Source organism: Geodermatophilus sp. SYSU D01186 (assembly GCF_054050215.1).
Map to the genome: position 1 here is coordinate 1 of NZ_JBJGYW010000027.1, position 15465 is coordinate 15465.

The 15465-nt window shown below is 75.3% G+C and carries 15 protein-coding genes and 1 tRNA gene; 7 read left to right on the top strand and 9 right to left on the bottom strand.

Going from position 1 to position 15465, the window contains the following annotated elements; translation table 11 throughout:
- Window positions 1-58: 58 nt before the first annotated feature.
- The 4 genes from ACI784_RS18380 to ACI784_RS18395 are packed head-to-tail and all read right to left on the bottom strand — an operon-like array spanning window position 59 to window position 3029.
- Window positions 59-814: an SCO1664 family protein gene (locus tag ACI784_RS18380; protein WP_456924675.1), complete on the bottom strand. Its 756-nt coding sequence runs from the start codon at window positions 812-814 to the stop codon at window positions 59-61.
- A gap of 19 nt (window positions 815-833) precedes the next feature.
- Window positions 834-1385, bottom strand: coding sequence for a DUF3090 family protein (locus ACI784_RS18385; RefSeq protein ID WP_456924676.1), 552 nt, complete (start codon window positions 1383-1385; stop codon window positions 834-836).
- Between the two features lie 51 nt (window positions 1386-1436).
- Window positions 1437-2138 (bottom strand): histidine phosphatase family protein, encoded by a 702-nt coding sequence (locus ACI784_RS18390; protein WP_457014439.1) that lies wholly within the window; start codon window positions 2136-2138, stop codon window positions 1437-1439.
- Window positions 2139-2195: 57 nt separating this feature from the next.
- On the bottom strand, window positions 2196-3029 hold the full coding sequence (locus ACI784_RS18395) for an undecaprenyl-diphosphate phosphatase (protein ID WP_457014440.1): 834 nt from the start codon (window positions 3027-3029) through the stop codon (window positions 2196-2198).
- 202 nt (window positions 3030-3231) lie between these two features.
- On the opposite strand from ACI784_RS18395, the gene ACI784_RS18400 reads away from it, so the two are divergent.
- Together ACI784_RS18400 and ACI784_RS18405 are read left to right on the top strand one after the other, a co-directional pair.
- Window positions 3232-4203, top strand: coding sequence for an aldo/keto reductase (locus tag ACI784_RS18400; protein WP_457014441.1), 972 nt, complete (start codon window positions 3232-3234; stop codon window positions 4201-4203).
- Window positions 4200-6146, top strand: coding sequence for an AAA family ATPase (locus ACI784_RS18405; protein ID WP_457014442.1), 1947 nt, complete (start codon window positions 4200-4202; stop codon window positions 6144-6146). The genes ACI784_RS18400 and ACI784_RS18405 overlap by 4 nt, the downstream gene beginning before the upstream one ends.
- 58 nt (window positions 6147-6204) lie before the next feature.
- Here ACI784_RS18405 and ACI784_RS18410 read toward each other — a convergent pair whose 3' ends face one another.
- Window positions 6205-6987, bottom strand: a complete 783-nt coding sequence (locus ACI784_RS18410; RefSeq protein ID WP_457014443.1) for a DUF2470 domain-containing protein — start codon at window positions 6985-6987, stop codon at window positions 6205-6207.
- Between the two features lie 206 nt (window positions 6988-7193).
- Here ACI784_RS18410 and ACI784_RS18415 point away from each other — a divergent pair, with 206 nt between their 5' ends.
- Both ACI784_RS18415 and ACI784_RS18420 read left to right on the top strand, forming a co-directional pair.
- The gene (locus ACI784_RS18415; protein WP_457014444.1) at window positions 7194-8819 is read left to right on the top strand and encodes an alpha/beta hydrolase; all 1626 of its coding nucleotides are present in this window, start codon (window positions 7194-7196) and stop codon (window positions 8817-8819) included.
- Window positions 8820-8838: 19 nt separating this feature from the next.
- Window positions 8839-10479 carry an alpha/beta fold hydrolase gene (locus ACI784_RS18420; protein WP_457014445.1) on the top strand — a complete coding sequence of 547 codons (1641 nt, stop codon included), beginning with the start codon at window positions 8839-8841 and terminating at the stop codon, window positions 10477-10479.
- 24 nt (window positions 10480-10503) lie between these two features.
- Here ACI784_RS18420 and ACI784_RS18425 read toward each other — a convergent pair whose 3' ends face one another.
- Window positions 10504-10770: a hypothetical protein gene (locus ACI784_RS18425; protein ID WP_456924684.1), complete on the bottom strand. Its 267-nt coding sequence runs from the start codon at window positions 10768-10770 to the stop codon at window positions 10504-10506.
- 123 nt (window positions 10771-10893) lie between these two features.
- On the opposite strand from ACI784_RS18425, the gene ACI784_RS18430 reads away from it, so the two are divergent.
- Window positions 10894-11100, top strand: coding sequence for a DUF5703 family protein (locus tag ACI784_RS18430; RefSeq protein WP_097206678.1), 207 nt, complete (start codon window positions 10894-10896; stop codon window positions 11098-11100).
- A gap of 8 nt (window positions 11101-11108) precedes the next feature.
- On the opposite strand, the gene ACI784_RS18435 is transcribed toward ACI784_RS18430, so the two are convergent.
- Window positions 11109-12065: an NADPH:quinone oxidoreductase family protein gene (locus tag ACI784_RS18435; RefSeq protein ID WP_457014446.1), complete on the bottom strand. Its 957-nt coding sequence runs from the start codon at window positions 12063-12065 to the stop codon at window positions 11109-11111.
- A 126-nt stretch (window positions 12066-12191) separates the two neighbouring features.
- On the opposite strand from ACI784_RS18435, the gene ACI784_RS18440 reads away from it, so the two are divergent.
- Window positions 12192-12770 carry a class I SAM-dependent methyltransferase gene (locus ACI784_RS18440; protein ID WP_456924686.1) on the top strand — a complete coding sequence of 193 codons (579 nt, stop codon included), beginning with the start codon at window positions 12192-12194 and terminating at the stop codon, window positions 12768-12770.
- 1 nt (window position 12771) lies between these two features.
- Here the strand turns inward: ACI784_RS18440 and ACI784_RS18445 are convergent, their stop codons facing one another.
- Window positions 12772-13575, bottom strand: coding sequence for an SDR family oxidoreductase (locus ACI784_RS18445; RefSeq protein WP_457014447.1), 804 nt, complete (start codon window positions 13573-13575; stop codon window positions 12772-12774).
- A gap of 90 nt (window positions 13576-13665) precedes the next feature.
- A complete protein-coding gene (locus ACI784_RS18450) occupies window positions 13666-14994 on the bottom strand; it encodes a M20/M25/M40 family metallo-hydrolase (RefSeq protein ID WP_456924688.1) in 1329 nt (442 codons plus the stop codon).
- Window positions 14995-15116: 122 nt separating this feature from the next.
- On the opposite strand from ACI784_RS18450, the gene ACI784_RS18455 reads away from it, so the two are divergent.
- Window positions 15117-15201, top strand: a tRNA-Leu gene (locus tag ACI784_RS18455).
- The last annotated feature ends 264 nt before the right edge of the window (window positions 15202-15465 follow it).

A 15465-nucleotide genomic window follows, 5' to 3' on the forward strand; every position in this document is an offset into this window, starting at 1 on the left:
GTGGTGGCCATCTGGCGCTGATGGCCACCACGTCGCCGATCTCGCGGAGGCAATCGGCTCAGAAGGGCGGCCAGGGCAGCGCCGGCCAGTCGCCGCTGGGCTGCGGGTGCCGGCCGGTGCGCAGCAGCTCGGCGACGCGCTGCTGGGTGCGGCGCACCTCGCGGCGGGTGAGGTGCTCGTGCAGCTGCTCGCCCAGGTCGCCGAGCAGGTCGGCGGAGAGCCGCTCCAGCACCTCGACCGCCTCGGCCGGCAGCGGCTGGCCGGCCCAGCGCCACAGCAGGGTGCGCAGCTTGGGGTCGACGGAGAAGCAGATGCCGTGGTCGACGCCGTACACGTGGCCGTCGAGCGTGGGGATGATGTGCCCGCCCTTGCGGTCGGCGTTGTTGACGACGGCGTCGAACACCGCCATCCGCCGCAGCCCGGGGTGGTCGGAGCGGACGAACGCGGCGAGGTCGACGTCGGGGTCGCCGTCGATCCACAGCTGGACCATGCCCGGGCCGAACGGGCCGTCGCGGAGCACCGTGGGGGGCACGACGCGCCAGCCGGTGGCCTCGGAGACCAGCGCGGCGGCGATCTCCCGGCCGGCGAGGGTGCCGTCGGGGAAGTCCCACAGCGGGCGCTCGCCGGCGATCGGCTTGTACACGCACTCGGCCTCGAGCTCGCCGGTGCGGATGGCGCCGACCAGGGTCACGTTGCTGGCGTCGAGCATCCGGCCCTCGAGGTCGATCTCGCCGTCGAGGAGCAGCGCGCGGGCCTCGTCGTCCCCGGCCGGGGCGCGCAGGTCCGACGCCGGGTCGGCGGGGCGTTCGGTCATGGGGTGGGGCGGCCGGGGCTCAGCGGCGGTAGCCGTTCTGCCGCGGGCACACGTGCCCGCTGGGGTCCAGCGGCAGGGAGCACAGCGGGCAGGACGGGCGGCCCGCGGCGATCACCCGGCGGGCGCGGACGACGAACGCGCGGGCGGCGGCGGGGGTGATGGTGACCCGCAGCGCGTCGGGCCCCTCCTCGCTGTCGGAGAGGATGGCGTCCTCGTCGACCGGCTCCTCGCCGGCGGCCACGGCCTCGACGACGACGGCCTGCGCCTCGCCGTCCCAGGCCAGGCCCATGGCGGCGACGCGGAACTCCTCGTCGACCGGCGCGGTGAGCGGCTCGAGGTCGTCGACCTCGGCATCGGGCGGGACGACGGTGCCCGGACGGGTGGCGACCTCGTCGAGCAGCTCGTTCATCCGGTCGGCGAGCACCTGCACCTGGGTCTTCTCCAGCGCGACGCTGACGACGCGGCCGGCGGAGTCCGCGGCCTGCAGGTAGAAGGTGCGGTCGCCGGGCTGCCCGACCGTGCCCGCGACGAACCGGGAGGGGCGGTCGAAGAGATGGACCTGGCGCGGCACGGGCCCCAGGTTACGCGGACGGGCGTCCGGGGCGAGCCCGAGACACCCAGGTCACACGGTCGCGCCGGCCCCGCCGCCGACGACGGCGTCGGAGTCGGCCTTCTTCCGGCGCCGTCCCTTCCTCTTCGGCGGGACGAGCGCGGCGACGTCCCCACCGGTGTCGTTCATGCGGACGACGAACGGTCGGGTCTCGGTGTAGGTGACCACCGAGATCGAGGCGGGGTCGACGACGATCCGCTGGAACTGGTCCAGGTGCAGGCCGAGAGCGTCGGCGAGGACGGCCTTGATGACGTCGCCGTGGCTGCAGGCCAGCCAGACCGCGTCCGGCCCGAGGGTGGCGTTCCAGGCCCGGACGGCGGCGACGGCGCGGGCCTGGGTCTGCGCCAGCCCCTCCCCCTCGGGACCGGGGAACACCGCGGCGGAGGGGTGCTGCTGCACGACCTTCCACATGGGTTCCTTGACCAGGTCCTTGAGCTGGCGGCCGGTCCAGTCGCCGTAGCGGGCCTCGCCGAGCCGGTCGTCGGTCTGCAGCTCCAGGTCGCGGCCGTCGAGGACGGCGGCGGCGGTCTGCCGGCAGCGCTCCAGGGGGCTGCTGACCACGGCGGCCAGCGGCACGGGGGCCAGCCGCTCCCCCACCGCGCGGGCCTGCGCCTGCCCCGTCTCGTCGAGCTGCACGCCGGGGGTCCAGCCGGCGAGCACGCCACCGGTGTTGGCCGTCGACCGGCCGTGGCGCAGGAGGAGGACCGTGGTCACGACGCCGCAGCCTAGGGGGCCGGTCCGCCGCGCTCCCCCCGTCGACCGCTGCGGGCGTCAGGAGGCGGCGAGGACCCCCGTGCCGAGCAGGACCAGCAGCAGCCCGCCCAGCAGCACCCGGTAGACGACGAACGGCGTGAAGCTGCCGCGGTCCAGGTAGCGCAGCAGCCAGGCGATGACGGTCCAGCCCACCCCGAAGGCGAGCACGGTGGCGAGGATCGTCGGGCCCCACGACACCGTCTCGCCCTCGACGTCGCCGGTCAGCGCCTCGTATGCCTGGAAGAAGCCGGACCCGAGGACGGCGGGCACGGCCAGCAGGAACGAGTAGCGGGCCGCGGCCGAGCGCGAGTAGCCGAGGAACAGCCCCATCGTGATCGTGCCGCCGGAGCGGGAGACGCCGGGGACCAGCGCCATCGCCTGGGCGAACCCGAAGGCGATGCCGTGCCCGACGGTGAGCTTGTCCAGCTCCCGCTTCTTCGAGCCCACCCGGTCGGCCCAGAACAGGATCAGGGAGAAGGCGATCAGCGCGACGGCGACGATCCACAGGCTGCGGAAGGTGGTCTCGATGTCGTCCTGGAACAGCAGCCCGAGGACGACGATCGGCAGGCTGCCCACGATGATCAGCCAGCCCATGCGGGCGTCGGGGTCGCGGCGCATCGACCGGTCGCCCAGCGAGCGCACCCAGGCGGCGATGATCCGGCCGATGTCGCGGCGGAAGTAGAGCAGCACCGCGGCCTCGGTGCCGATCTGGGTGATGGCGGTGAACGCCGCGCCGGGGTCGCCCCAGCCGAAGGCCTCCCCCACCACGCGCAGGTGCGCGCTGGAGGAGATCGGCAGGAACTCGGTGAGGCCCTGCACCAGGCCGAGGACGACGGCTTCGATCCAGCTCATCGGGCGCTCATCCCCCGGCGGGCGGCGGGGCTGCGGCGGCGGGCGGGGGCGGTTCTGCGGAGCACGGGAGGCCAGCCTAGGCGCGGCGCGTGCCGGTGCCCGGGCGCCGCTCCGGTGTGGCGCCGTCCACAGCCCGGCGCGCCGTCCACCGACCCGGCCGGTCCCCGGCTTCTGGCCCGGGGCGCCGGTAGGTTGGCCCCCCGTGGAACAACGCGCGCTGGGGCGCAGCGGCCTGGTCGTCTCCCGCCTGGCGCTGGGCACCATGACCTGGGGCCGGGACACCGACGAGGACGAGGCCGCCATGCAGCTGACGGCGTTCGTCGACGCCGGCGGCACCCTGGTCGACACCGCCGACGTCTACTGCGACGGCGAGAGCGAGCGCACCCTGGGCCGGCTGCTGGCCGACGTCGTCCCCCGCTCGGACGTGCTGGTCGCCACCAAGGCCGTGGGGCGCACCGCGCCCGGGCCGATGGGGCGCGGCGCCTCCCGGGGGCACCTGCTCGCCGCCCTCGACGCCTCCCTGGACCGGCTGGGCCTGGACCACGTGGACCTGTGGCAGCTGCACGCCTGGGACGAGACGACGCCGGTCGAGGAGACCCTGGCCGCCTGCGACACCGCCGTCTCCTCCGGGCGGGTGCGCTACGTCGGGATCAGCAACTTCACCGGCTGGCAGACCGCCCAGGCCGCGACCTGGCAGCGGGCCTGGCCGGGCCGGGTGCCGGTGGTGAGCACCCAGGTGGAGTACTCGCTGCTGCAGCGCGGGGTGGAGCGCGAGGTGGTGCCGGCCGCCGAGGCGCTGGGCCTGGGCGTGCTGGCCTGGTCGCCGCTGGGCCGGGGGCTGCTCACCGGCAAGTACCGGCACACCACGCCGCCGGAGTCCCGGGGCGCCTCCCCGCAGTGGCAGGGCTTCATCGACGGGCTGCGCAGCGCCACCGCCGACCGCATCGTCGAGGCCGTGATCACCGCCGCCGACGGGCTGGGCACCAGCCCGCTGGCCGTCGCGCTGGCCTGGGTGCGGGACCGGCCCGGCGTCACCGCGCCGGTGGTCGGGGCGCGCACCGCCCAGCAGCTGCAGGCCTCGCTGGACGCCGAGGCGGTGCGGCTGCCGGCCGCGATCCGCACCGCGCTGGAGGACGTCTCCGCGCCCTACTTCGGCTACCCGGAGCGGCGATGACCCCGCCGGCCGTGGCCACCGACCCCGTCTTCGCCGCGTTCTGCGCGGCCGGGCTGTGGCCGGGCCTGGGCAAACGGGCCGCGGCCGAGCTCCCCGCCGCGGGCATCACCTCCCCCGACGACGTCACCGCCGACCGGCTGCTCAAGCTGCCCCGCGTCGGGCGGCAGCGCGCCGAGCGGCTGTTCTCCGGCTTCCTGTCCGCGCAGCCCACCTACGAGGTGGTGGCGCTGCTGGTCGGCGCGGGCCTGGAGGCGAGGCTGGCCGCCACCGCCGCCGACGCCCTGGGCACCGACGCCGCCCGCCGGCTGCGCGACGATCCGTGGGCGCTGCTGAGCCTGCCCGGGGTCACCCTCACCGACGCCGACCGGCTGGCGATCGCCGTCCTGCCCGGCGCGGACCGGCAGGACACCCGCCGCGGCCGGGCGATCGTGGCGATGACCCTGCGGACGGCGACCCGCGACGGGCACACCGTGCTGCCCGCCGACCTGGTGGTCGCGGCGCTGCGCGCCGAGCAGGTCGCCGACCCGGCGGCGGCGATCGTCGCCGCCGTGGAGTCGGGCGACGTGCTGGAGCACGAACCCCCGGAGCCGGACGTCGACGAGGACGCCGATCCCGACGAGCTGCCCGAGCCCGATCCGGCGCTGCGCACCCTGTCGCTGGCCCGCTACGGCATGGCCGAGGAGGCGGTCGCGGAGAACGTCGCCCGGCTGGCCGCCACCGCGGAGCGGATCGCCGACCCCGCCGCCGTCAGGTCGGTGGCCAAGGGGCTGGACGAGGCGCAGAAGAAGGCCGTCGCCCAGGTGCTCGGCGCCGGCGTCTCGCTGCTCACCGGCGGGCCCGGCACCGGCAAGAGCCGCACCGTCGCGGCGGTGGTGTCCCTGCTGCGGGCCAAGGGCAGCGAGGTCGCGCTGGCCGCCCCCACCGGGCGCGCGGCCAAGCGGCTGGAGGAGCTCACCGACCACCCGGCGGTCACCGTGCACCGGCTGCTCGGCGCCCAGGGCACCTCCGGCGGGTTCGCCCGCAACGAGGAGTGGCCGCTGGACGCCGACGTCGTCGTGGTCGACGAGGCCTCGATGCTGGACGTCGAGCTGACCGCGGCGCTGCTGGAGGCCTGCCAGGACGGCACCCACCTGCTGCTGGTCGGCGACCCCGCGCAGCTGCCCTCGATCGGGCCCGGCCACGTGCTGGGCGACCTGATCGACTCCGGCGTCGTCCCGGTCGTCGAGCTGACCACCCTCTACCGGCAGGCCGAGGGCGGCGCGATCGCCCGGCTGGCCAACGCCGTCCGGGCCGGGGAGCTGCCGCCGGTGGACTCACCCGACCGCGAGGTCGTCGTCGTCCCGGCGACCGGCAGCGCGGAGGCGGCCAGGCGGGTGGTGCAGCTGGTCACCGACTCGATCCCCCGGGCGCTGGGCATCGACCCGGCGACGGTGCAGGTTGTCACCCCGGTGCACCGCGGGCCGGCCGGCACCATCGAGCTGAACAAGGCGCTCAAGGCGAAGCTGAACCCCGGCGACGGCACGGTGTGGGGCTTCGACGTCGGCGACCGGGTGGTGGCCACCGCCAACCACCTGGACCTCGAGCCGATCGGGTTCGCCAACGGCGAGGTCGGCGTGGTCACCGGCACCGGCGACGGCACGCTGGACGTCGACTTCGCCTCCGGGCCGGTCACGGTCAGCGGCTCGGCGATGAGCGACCTGCGGCACGGCTGGGCGATCACCGTGCACCGCGCGCAGGGGTCGGAGTGGGCCGGCGTGGTCGTCGTCCTGCCGCCGGAGGCCGGGGGGATGCTCTCGCGGCCGCTGGTCTACACCGCGCTGACCCGCGCCCAGCGGCACCTGTCGATCGTGCACGCCAGCGGCGCGGCCCTGGCCCGGGCGGTGAGCCAGGTCGACGTCCGGCCGCGGCGCACGCGGCTGGCGGCGCTGCTGGCCGAGAACTAGGAGGACCTCCCTGCCCCCCACCGCGCGCACGCTCGCGGCGGGCCCTGCAGGGAGGCCGTCAGTCGCGGCCGGCGAGCGCGGCGCGGACCGCGCACAGCAGCTGCCGGGTGGCCGCGTGCAGCTGGCCGGCGCAGGTCAGCGGCCGGGTGAACGGGATCCGCAGGTCGCGGGTGCTGGTGAGCCGCTCGATGCGCAGCCGGTAGCCGAAGCGGTCGACACCCAGCGGCCGGACCACGTCGCGCGGGCCCAGCTCGCCGGCCGGGATGCGGCTGCGCAGCAGCCGCATCACCTCGGGGTGGTCGCGGTCCAGGTGGCGCAACATGGCCGCCTCGACGCCGGCCAGCGGGTCGGGGCGGGCGGTGGCGTAGTCGGGCGGCCCGATCTCGGCGCAGCCGGCGCCCTCGCGCAGCACCACCTCGGCGAGGTCCAGGCGCAGCAGGGTGGCGTCGCCGCCGACGTCGAGCAGCGCCCCCACCGGGCGGACGTCGGCGAAGGCCATCGCGGCGTCACGCTGGTCGGCCGGGCCGATCGGGGTGAGCCAGCCGGAGAGCCACAGCTGGGCGCGCAGCGAGTCGCGCAGCGGGACCGGCGCCCGGTCGCTGACCATCAGCACCGCGGTGATGTCGGGCTCCCCGGCGAGGGCGGCGGCGACCTCACCCGCGCTGGGCACGAGCACGAGCACCCGCCCGTCGCGGGTGGTGGCGTGGGCCAGCGGACGGCCGGGCGCCAGGCCGCGGACGCAGAGCGCGGCGGCCGGGCGGGAGGCGACCGTGCGGGCCCGTTCGGCCGGGTCGGCCAGCGCGGCGGGCGGCGCGGGGCTCCGGCCGGGGCTGGTCGTCATGGACGCTCCCTCGAGATCTGCGACACAGGACTTAGGCGAGCCTAACCACAGTTGCGGCGGAAGGGGAACCTCCGGACCGGCCGGTCTCAGAAAGACACGCCGCGACGCCCCGGCGGACCGTTGCCCCCGGCCGACCGACGGGTGTCCCATGGGCACAGTCCGGGGCCCGCCCGCGGCGCCTGGACCACCTGGGGGCTGCCGTGCTCGTGAGCGCCTGCCGTCGCACCGCCGTCCTCGGCGTCGTCACCGCCCTCGCCCTCGGCACCGGCGGCACCGTCGCCGCCGCCGAGGAGCTCCCGCCACTGGCCACCGAGCCGGTGGTCCCCACCCTCACCTGGGCCGCCTGCGGCACCGCCGAGGCTGGGACGGCGGCCGGTGTCCAGTGCGCCACCGCGCCGCTGCCGCTGGACTACGACGCCCCCGCCGGGGAGCAGGTGCAGATCGCCGTCGCCCGCGTGCCGGCCACCGACCCGGCCAACCGCATCGGCTCGCTGTTCTTCGACTTCGGCGGGCCCGGTGCCGCGTCGGTCGACTACCTGCAGGCCAACGGCGCCGGCGTCTTCGCGGACCTTAACCGGCGCTTCGACGTCGTCGGCTTCGACCCCCGCGGCGTCGGCCAGAGCACCCCGGCGATCGACTGCCACGTCGACCAGGTCACCGAGGGACTCTGGGCGCACCCGTTCCTGTCGCCCATCGAGCTGGACCCCCAGGCCCTGCTCGACCGGGCCCGGCGGTACGTCGACGCGTGCACCGCGGCCAACGGCGCGATCCTCGAGCACGTGTCGACGGCCAACGTCGCCCGCGACATGGACGTGCTGCGCGCCGCCCTCGGCGAGGAGCAGCTGACCTACCTCGGCTTCTCCTACGGCACCTTCCTCGGCGCCACCTACGCCACGCTGTTCCCCGACCGGTACCGCGCCCTCGTCCTCGACGGCGCGATCGACCCCACCGCCTACATCCACGACCCGGTGGGGTCGGCCACCGCGCAGGAGGCCGCGCTGGAGCGGGCCCTCGACCGCTTCACCTCGGCCTGCGCCGCCGACCAGGTGGCCTGCTCCGGCTTCGGCGGCAGCGACCCGCTGGCCGCGTACGACGCGCTGCTGGCCACGGCCGCGGCCACGCCCATCCCGGCTCCTCGCTACACGGCGAACCCCGAGCCGGTCTCCGCGGACGTCATCCGCGACGTCACCCAGACCCTGCTGTACGCCAAGCGGCTCTGGGGCCTGCTGGGCGCGGCCCTCGCCCAGGCCGCCGCGGGCGACGCGTCGACGATGCGGCTGATCTTCGACGTCGCCGTCTACCCGGAGGCCGAGGACGGCTCGGACGACCCCGGCCCGGACCGCTTCGTCGCCATCTCCGCCAGTGAGCAGCGGTGGCCGCGCGACGTCGACGCCTACCTCCGCCGCGGCGCGCAGGAGTGGGTGGCCTTCCCGCACTTCTGGGCGTCGTTCGGCTACGCCCAGGTCGGCTTCGCCCTGTGGCCCCACTCGGACGCCGACGCCTTCGGCGGGCCGTTCACCGCCTCCCCCACCGCCCCGAGCGCACTCGTCATCGGCACCACCTACGACATGGCCACCCCGTACGCGGCCGCGGCGCAGCTGACCGACCAGCTCGGCAACGCGCGGCTGCTCACGATGGACGGGGACGGGCACACCGCCTACGGCGGCAAGTCCTCCTGCATCGACGCGGCCACCGAGGCCTACCTGGTCGGCCTCACCCTGCCCCCCGAGGGCACGGTCTGCCCCCAGGAGGTGCCGTTCACCGCCCCGGCCCCGGTGGCCGTCCAGACGACGCTGGCGACCGAGCTCGTCCCGCTCCGGACGATCCGCTGACACCGACCAGGGAGCTGCCGTGACCGGACCCGCCTGCCGCCGCACCGCCGTCCTCGGGGTCGTCACGGCCCTCGCCCTGGGAACCGGCGGCACCGTCGCCGACGCGCAGGGGCTCCCCGCGCCGGCCGCCGAGCCGGTCGCCCCCACCCTCACCTGGACCGACTGCGGCACCACCGACGCCGGGCGGGCGGCCGGTGTCCAGTGCGCCACCGCGCCGCTGCCGCTGGACCACGACGACCCCGCCGGCGAGCAGGTGCAGATCGCCGTCGCCCGGGTGCCGGCCACCGACCCGGCCAACCGCATCGGCTCCCTGTTCTTCAACTTCGGCGGGCCGGGCGGCACGAGCGTGGACGTCCTGCAGGCGGTGGGCGCGGCGTTCCTGCCCGGGCTGACCGCGCGGTTCGACGTCGTCGGGTTCGACCCGCGCGGCGTCGGCCAGAGCACCCCGTCGATCGACTGCCACGTCGACCAGGAGACCCAGGGCATCTACTCGATGCCGGTGCCCACCCCGCTCGACATCGACGTCGACGCCTACGTCGCCAAGGCGCAGGGCTACGTGGACGCCTGCCTGGCCAACGGCGCGATCCTCGAGCACGTGTCGACGGCCAACGTCGCCCGCGACATGGACGTGCTGCGCGCCGCCGTCGGCGACGAGCGGCTCACCTACCTCGGCTTCTCCTACGGCACCTTCCTCGGCGCCACCTACGCCGCGCTGTTCCCCGACCGGTACCGCGCTCTCGTGCTGGACGGCGCGGTCGACGCCGAGGAGTACGTCTCCGACCCGCTGAGCAACATCGCCGAGCAGACCGCGGGCTTCGAGCAGTCCCTGGCCCGCTTCACCGAGGCGTGCGCGGTGGACCAGGTGGCGTGCTCCGGCTTCGGCGGCACCGACCCGTACCTGGCCTACGACCGGCTCGTCGAGGCGGCCAACGCCACCCCCATCCCCGCCGACGGGTACGCCGCCGACCCGCGGGCGGTCAGCGGGGACGACATCCTCGTCGCCACGATGGGCCAGCTGTACTCCAAGCGGCGCTGGGGCGCGCTGGGGCAGGCGCTGGCCGCCGCGGCGGCCGGGGACGGCTCGGCGGTCCGGGCGCTGGTGGCCGACTACTACGGGCGGCGGGAGGACGGCACGTACGAGCCCACCCTCGACCGCTACTTCACCATCGGCGCCACCGAGCAGCAGTACCCGCAGGGCGACCTGGCGGTCTACCTGGACCGCGGCGCGGAGTCGTGGGCGTCCTTCCCGCACTTCTGGGTCAACAGCGGGTACGCCGAGATCAGCTACGGGTTGTGGCCGGTCCACGACGAGGACGCGTTCGACGGCCCGTTCGCCGTCCCGGCGTCCTCGCCGCCGGTGCTGGTGATCGGCACCACCTACGACCCGGCCACGCCGTACGCGTGGGCGCAGCGGCTGACCGCGCAGCTGGGCAACGCCCGGCTGCTGACCATGGAGGGCGACAACCACACCGCCTACCTGCGCAACTCCGCGTGCATCACCGGCGCCGCCGACACCTACCTGCTCGAGGTGGTCCTCCCGGCCGAGGGCACCGTGTGCCAGCAGGAGGTGCCGTTCGTGGCGCCGGCGCCGGTCCCGACGGTGGAGCGCACGTCGGCGCGGACCGACGTGCTGACCACGCTGCTCACCGGGGGCCGCTGACCGCGACCCGCGCCCCGGGAGGCGTCAGGTCAGGTCGGGGTCCTCCTCCGCGGGCACGTCGGCCTCCTGCTCCAGGACGTCGGCGTCGTCGGCCTCCCGATCGCCGACGGGCCGCAGCGGCGCCCCGGTCCCCCGCGGCCGGGCCACGATCTGCTGGTCGAGCGCATCGGCCTCGGGCACGTCCCCCGCGGGCGGCGTGGCGTCGGCGGCGAGGGACACCTCGGGCGGATCGACCAGGTCCTGCTGCTCGGCGCGGTCGGCGTCGGTCGCGTCGGTGCCGGGGTCGGTCACGTCGTCCTCGCTCTCGTCGTGCGGTCGCCGGTGCCGCCCATCCTGCCGCCCGCCCGGGCGACCGGCAGTCCGGGAGACGACGAACACGTGCCCTGCAGGCGTTCGGCGGGCACAATCGGGCCGATGGAGGCGGTTGCCGGGGATTACGAGTTCGCGCCGCTGCGGATCCCACCGGGTACGTCCCGTTCCGCAGCGGCGACCATGCTGAGCCTGCAGTCGGACGTCGGAGGCTGGGAGCTCGCCCGGCTCCAGCTGCACGCCGACGGCACGCGGAAGGCCATCCTGCGCCGGCGGGCGCGGTTGTCCTACCTGCCCAAGCCGCACATCTAGCGCCCCGCTCAGGGGACGAGCACGACCTTGCCGACGGTGCCGCGGTCGGCCAGCCGGGCCAGCGCCTGCGGGGCCTGGTCCAGCGGCAGCACGTCGCCGAGCAGCGGGTCGACCTGACCGCTCTGGACCAGCTCGGTCAGCGCCTGGTGGGTGCTGGCGATCAGCGACGGCTCCTGGGTGCGGTAGAGCCCCCAGTGCAGGCCGACGACGCTGTAGTTCTTCACCAGCGCGTGGTTGGCGGGGGCCTCCGGGATCCGGCCACTGGTGAAGCCCACCACCACCAGCCGCCCCTCGAAGGCGATGCACTTCCGGGAGCGGTCGAAGACGTCGCCGCCGACCGGGTCGTAGACGACGTCGGCGCCGTGGCCGCCGGTGACCTCCTTGACCACGGCCACGAAGTCCTCGCCGGTGTAGTCCACGACGTGGTCGGCGCCGAGCTCGCGGCAGACCTCGACCTTGCGCGCTCCGCCGGCGGTGGCGATGACCTTCGCGCCGGCCGCCTTGCCGAGCTGGATGGCGGCCGACCCGACGCCGCCGGCGCCGGCGTGCACCAGCAGCCACTCCCCCGGCTGCAGGTGCGCCCGGCGGTGCAGGCCCACGTGCCCGGTCTGGTAGGTCAGGTAGAGCGCGGCGGCCTTCTCGTCGGACATCCCCTCGGGCACGGGCCACACGCCGTCGGCGTCCATGAGGGCGTACTCGGCGAACGCGCCGGGGCCGCCCGAGGGGCCACCGATCACCCGCTGACCGGTGTCCACGACCTCCCCGCACAGCTCGACGCCGGGGGTGAACGGCAGCGGGGGCCGCTCCTGGTACTTCCCCTGGACCATGAGGATGTCGGGGAAGTTCAGCGCCGCCGCCCGCACCCGCACCAGCACCTGGCCGTCGCCGGGGGTGGGCTGCTCGACGTCCTCGAGCCGCAGCACCGACGAGGGACTCCCGAGTTCGCGGACCCGCCATGCACGCATGCCCGCGACCCTGCCAGACGCGCCGGGGACCCGCGTTCCGGGCGGCCCGGTTCGCCGCCGCGGCGCGGCCGTGACAGGGTGCGGACCGTCGGTCGCCGTTTCCCCGGGCGGCCGGGAAGGACGTCGATGATCTCCCACCTGAATGACCGGCTGCGCTTCCTGCAGGCCTTCGTCACCAACCCCCGCCAGGTCGGGGCGATCCTGCCGACGTCGCGCTGGGCGGTGCGCGACATGCTGGACCTGGCCGACCTGCCCGGGGCGCGGCTGGTCGTGGAGCTCGGCGCCGGCACGGGCTCGCAGACCGGCGAGATCCTCGCGCGGCTGGGGCCGGACGCGCGGCTGATCGCCCTGGAGATCGACCCGCGGCTGGCCGAGCTGCTCGGCGAGCGCCACCGCGACCCCCGGCTGACCGTGGTCCGCGACTCCGCCGAGTTCCTCGACGCCCACCTGGACGGCTCCCTGGCCGACGTCGTGGTCTCGGCGCTGCCCTACACCTCGCTGGAGCCGGGCCTGCGCCGCCGCATCCTCGACGTGCTGCCCAAGGCGATGACCCCGCAGGGCGTGACGCTGGTCATCCAGTACTCGCCGCTGATGGAGCGCGAGCTGCGCCGGCGCTTCGCCTCCGTGCGGCGCCGGGTCTCCCCGTGGAACGTGCCGCCGGCGTTCCTGTTCGCCTGCTCCGGCCCCACCGGCCCGGCGCAGTAGGTCAGCGCATCGACGGCGGGCGCAGCGCCTCCGGGACGACGGCGGTCTCCCCGGTCGCGGTCTTCGCGCTGGGCACGCCCTTGAACCGGTACGGGACGGCGCCGACGCCCGGCTGGACGATGTAGGCCGCACCGGGCTCCCCCGACGCCCAGGCCGCGACCATCGCGTCGGCCACCTCCTCGGCGGTGAGCACCGGGAAGCCGGCCTTCTCGAACTCCTCGCGGATCGGGTCGATGATCGCGGTGTCGGCGAAGCCCGGGCAGACGGCGGTCATGGTGATGCCCTCGGCGGTCAGCCGCGGCGCCATCGAGCGGACGAACGCCACCGCCCCGCCCTTGGCCACGCTGTACCCGGGGTCGGTGGCCATCGGCGAGAGCCCCGCCAGCGACGCCGTCACGACGATCGCGCCGCCGCCGGCCCGCTGCAGCGCCGGCAGCGCGGCCGCGGTGCCGTAGACGACGCCGAACAGGTCGACGTCGACCACCCGCAGGAAGCCGTCGACGTCCAGCAGCTCCGTCGAGTCGAACCCGGCGATGCCGGCGTTGAGGAACACCGCGTCCAGCCGGCCGTGCTCGGCCTCCACCTGCTCGACGACGGCCCGGTTGGCCCCGCGGTCGGTGACGTCGAGGACGGCGAACCCGCAGCCGAGCTCGGCGGCCGTGGCCCGCGCCCGCTCCCCGTCGAGGTCGGCGAGGACGACGGTGACGCCGCCCGCGCTCAGCTTGGCGGCCAGGGCCCGGCCGAAGCCGCCGGTGCCCCCGGTGATCAGCGCGACGGAGCCGGGACCGGGTGTGTGCTGGGTCACGTGGCTCTCCTCGCCGGCGCTCGTCGAACCACGCGCCCTGGGTGCTCCGTCGATTCGTGACCTCGCGAGCTCGGTCACGTGCTCATCACATCACGCCGCGCGCAGGAAGCGGTCCAGCACGCGGATGCCGAACCGCAGCGACTCGACCGGCACCCGTTCGTCGATGCCGTGGAACAGCGAGGCGAAGTCGAGGTCCGGCGGGAGCCGCAGTGGGGAGAACCCGAAGCAGCGCATCCCGAGGCGCTCGAAGCTCTTGGCGTCGGTGCCGCCGCTCATCGTGAACGGCACCGGCCGCGCACCGTCGTCCTCGGCCTGGAGGGCGGCCACCATCTGCTCGACCAGCGGGCCGTCGAACGTCGTCTCCACGGCCTGGTCGTGGACGATCCACTCGCGCTGCACGCCCTCGCCGAGCAGGCTCGCCAGCTGCCGCTCGAACTCCTCCTCCTGCCCGTAGAGGAAGCGGCCGTCGACGGTGGCGCTGGCCGTGCCCGGGATGACGTTGGCCTTGTAGCCGGCCTGCACCATCGTCGGGTTGACCGTGTTGCGCAGCGCCGCGCCGATCATGCGACTGATGCTGCCGAGGCGGGCGAGGGCCTCCTCCGGCTGGTCGGGGTCGATCTCGATGCCGTAGGCGTCCTCGACGGCGGCCAGGAACTGGCGCATCGGCGGCGTCAGCACGGTGGGCAGCCGGTGCGAGCCGAGCCGCGCCACGGCCTGGCACAGCCGGGTGACGGCGTTGTCGTCGTGCACGAAGGAGCCGTGACCGGGCTTGCCGCCGGCGGTCAGCCGCATCCAGGCCAGGCCCTTCTCGGCGGTCTGCACGAGGTAGAGGCGCAGGTCGTCGCGGACGGTGATGGAGAAGCCGCCGACCTCGCTGATCGCCTCGGTGCAGCCCTCGAACAGGTCGGGGTGCTCGTCGACGAGGAAGCGGGCGCCCAGCCGGCCGCCGGCCTCCTCGTCGGCGACGTAGGCCAGCACGACGTCGCGCGGCGGCTGCACGCCGGTGCGGGCCCAGTCGCGGACCAGCGCGAGAACCATCGCGTCCATGTCCTTCATGTCGACCGCGCCCCGGCCCCAGACGTAGCCGTCGCGCTCCTCCCCGGAGAAGGGGTGCACGCTCCACTCGGCCGGGTCGGCGGGGACGACGTCCAGGTGGCCGTGCACCAGCAGGGCGGGGCGGCTGCGGTCGGCGCCCGGGATGCGGGCGACCAGGCTGGCCCGGCCCCGCTCCGACTCGTGGATCACGCTGCCGATGCCGACCTCGTCGAGCTTGCCGGCGACCCACTCGGCCGCGGCGCGCTCGCCCTTGCCGGTGGCGGTGTCGCCGGTGTTGGTCGTGTCGATGCGGATGAGGTCACTGAGCAGTTCCGCGACCTCGGCCTGGGCGGAGGCGAGCGGGGCGGGCGAGGTCTCGGACATGCGCCGATCGTGCCACCGGTCCGCCGGGTCCCCCGGAGGGGCGGGGCGGCCCGACACCCGCGGACGGCGGGAGGGGGTGCGTGATCGTCGTCCGGACGTCCGGTAGTCTCTGTCTCGCACTCGTCCGGGTGGCGGAATGGCAGACGCGCTAGCTTGAGGTGCTAGTGCCCTTTATCGGGCGTGGGGGTTCAAGTCCCCCCTCGGACACAGCCTCACCCCGGTGTTCCTGCAGGTCAGGAGCCCGGGGTGTTCTGCTGTCGGGGCCTGTGAGGCCCTCGTGATACCCCCGTGATATAGTCGAACGGCTCCGGGCAAGGGCTCATGGTCGGCCTGATTGCGACGTCGTCCGCCGCCGTGCGGTGGCGTCCAGGCATGAGACGCGCCACTCCGCACGCCGTGCGCTTGACCAACGCGGCGAAGACGGTCGAGGACGACGCGCTCACGGTCGACCGGCAGAACACCGGACCAAGG

Excerpts from the sequence above, each read along its gene's own strand:
- ACI784_RS18380 (WP_456924675.1), bottom strand. The coding sequence starts at position 814 with ATGACCGAACGCCCCGCCGACCCGGCGTCGGACCTGCGCGCCCCGGCC.
- ACI784_RS18395 (WP_457014440.1), bottom strand. The coding sequence starts at position 3,029 with ATGAGCTGGATCGAAGCCGTCGTCCTCGGCCTGGTGCAGGGCCTCACC.
- ACI784_RS18405 (WP_457014442.1), top strand. The coding sequence starts at position 4,200 with ATGACCCCGCCGGCCGTGGCCACCGACCCCGTCTTCGCCGCGTTCTGC.
- ACI784_RS18410 (WP_457014443.1), bottom strand. The coding sequence starts at position 6,987 with ATGACGACCAGCCCCGGCCGGAGCCCCGCGCCGCCCGCCGCGCTGGCC.
- ACI784_RS18430 (WP_097206678.1), top strand. The coding sequence starts at position 10,894 with ATGGAGGCGGTTGCCGGGGATTACGAGTTCGCGCCGCTGCGGATCCCA.
- ACI784_RS18435 (WP_457014446.1), bottom strand. The coding sequence starts at position 12,065 with ATGCGTGCATGGCGGGTCCGCGAACTCGGGAGTCCCTCGTCGGTGCTG.
- ACI784_RS18440 (WP_456924686.1), top strand. The coding sequence starts at position 12,192 with ATGATCTCCCACCTGAATGACCGGCTGCGCTTCCTGCAGGCCTTCGTC.
- ACI784_RS18450 (WP_456924688.1), bottom strand. The coding sequence starts at position 14,994 with ATGTCCGAGACCTCGCCCGCCCCGCTCGCCTCCGCCCAGGCCGAGGTC.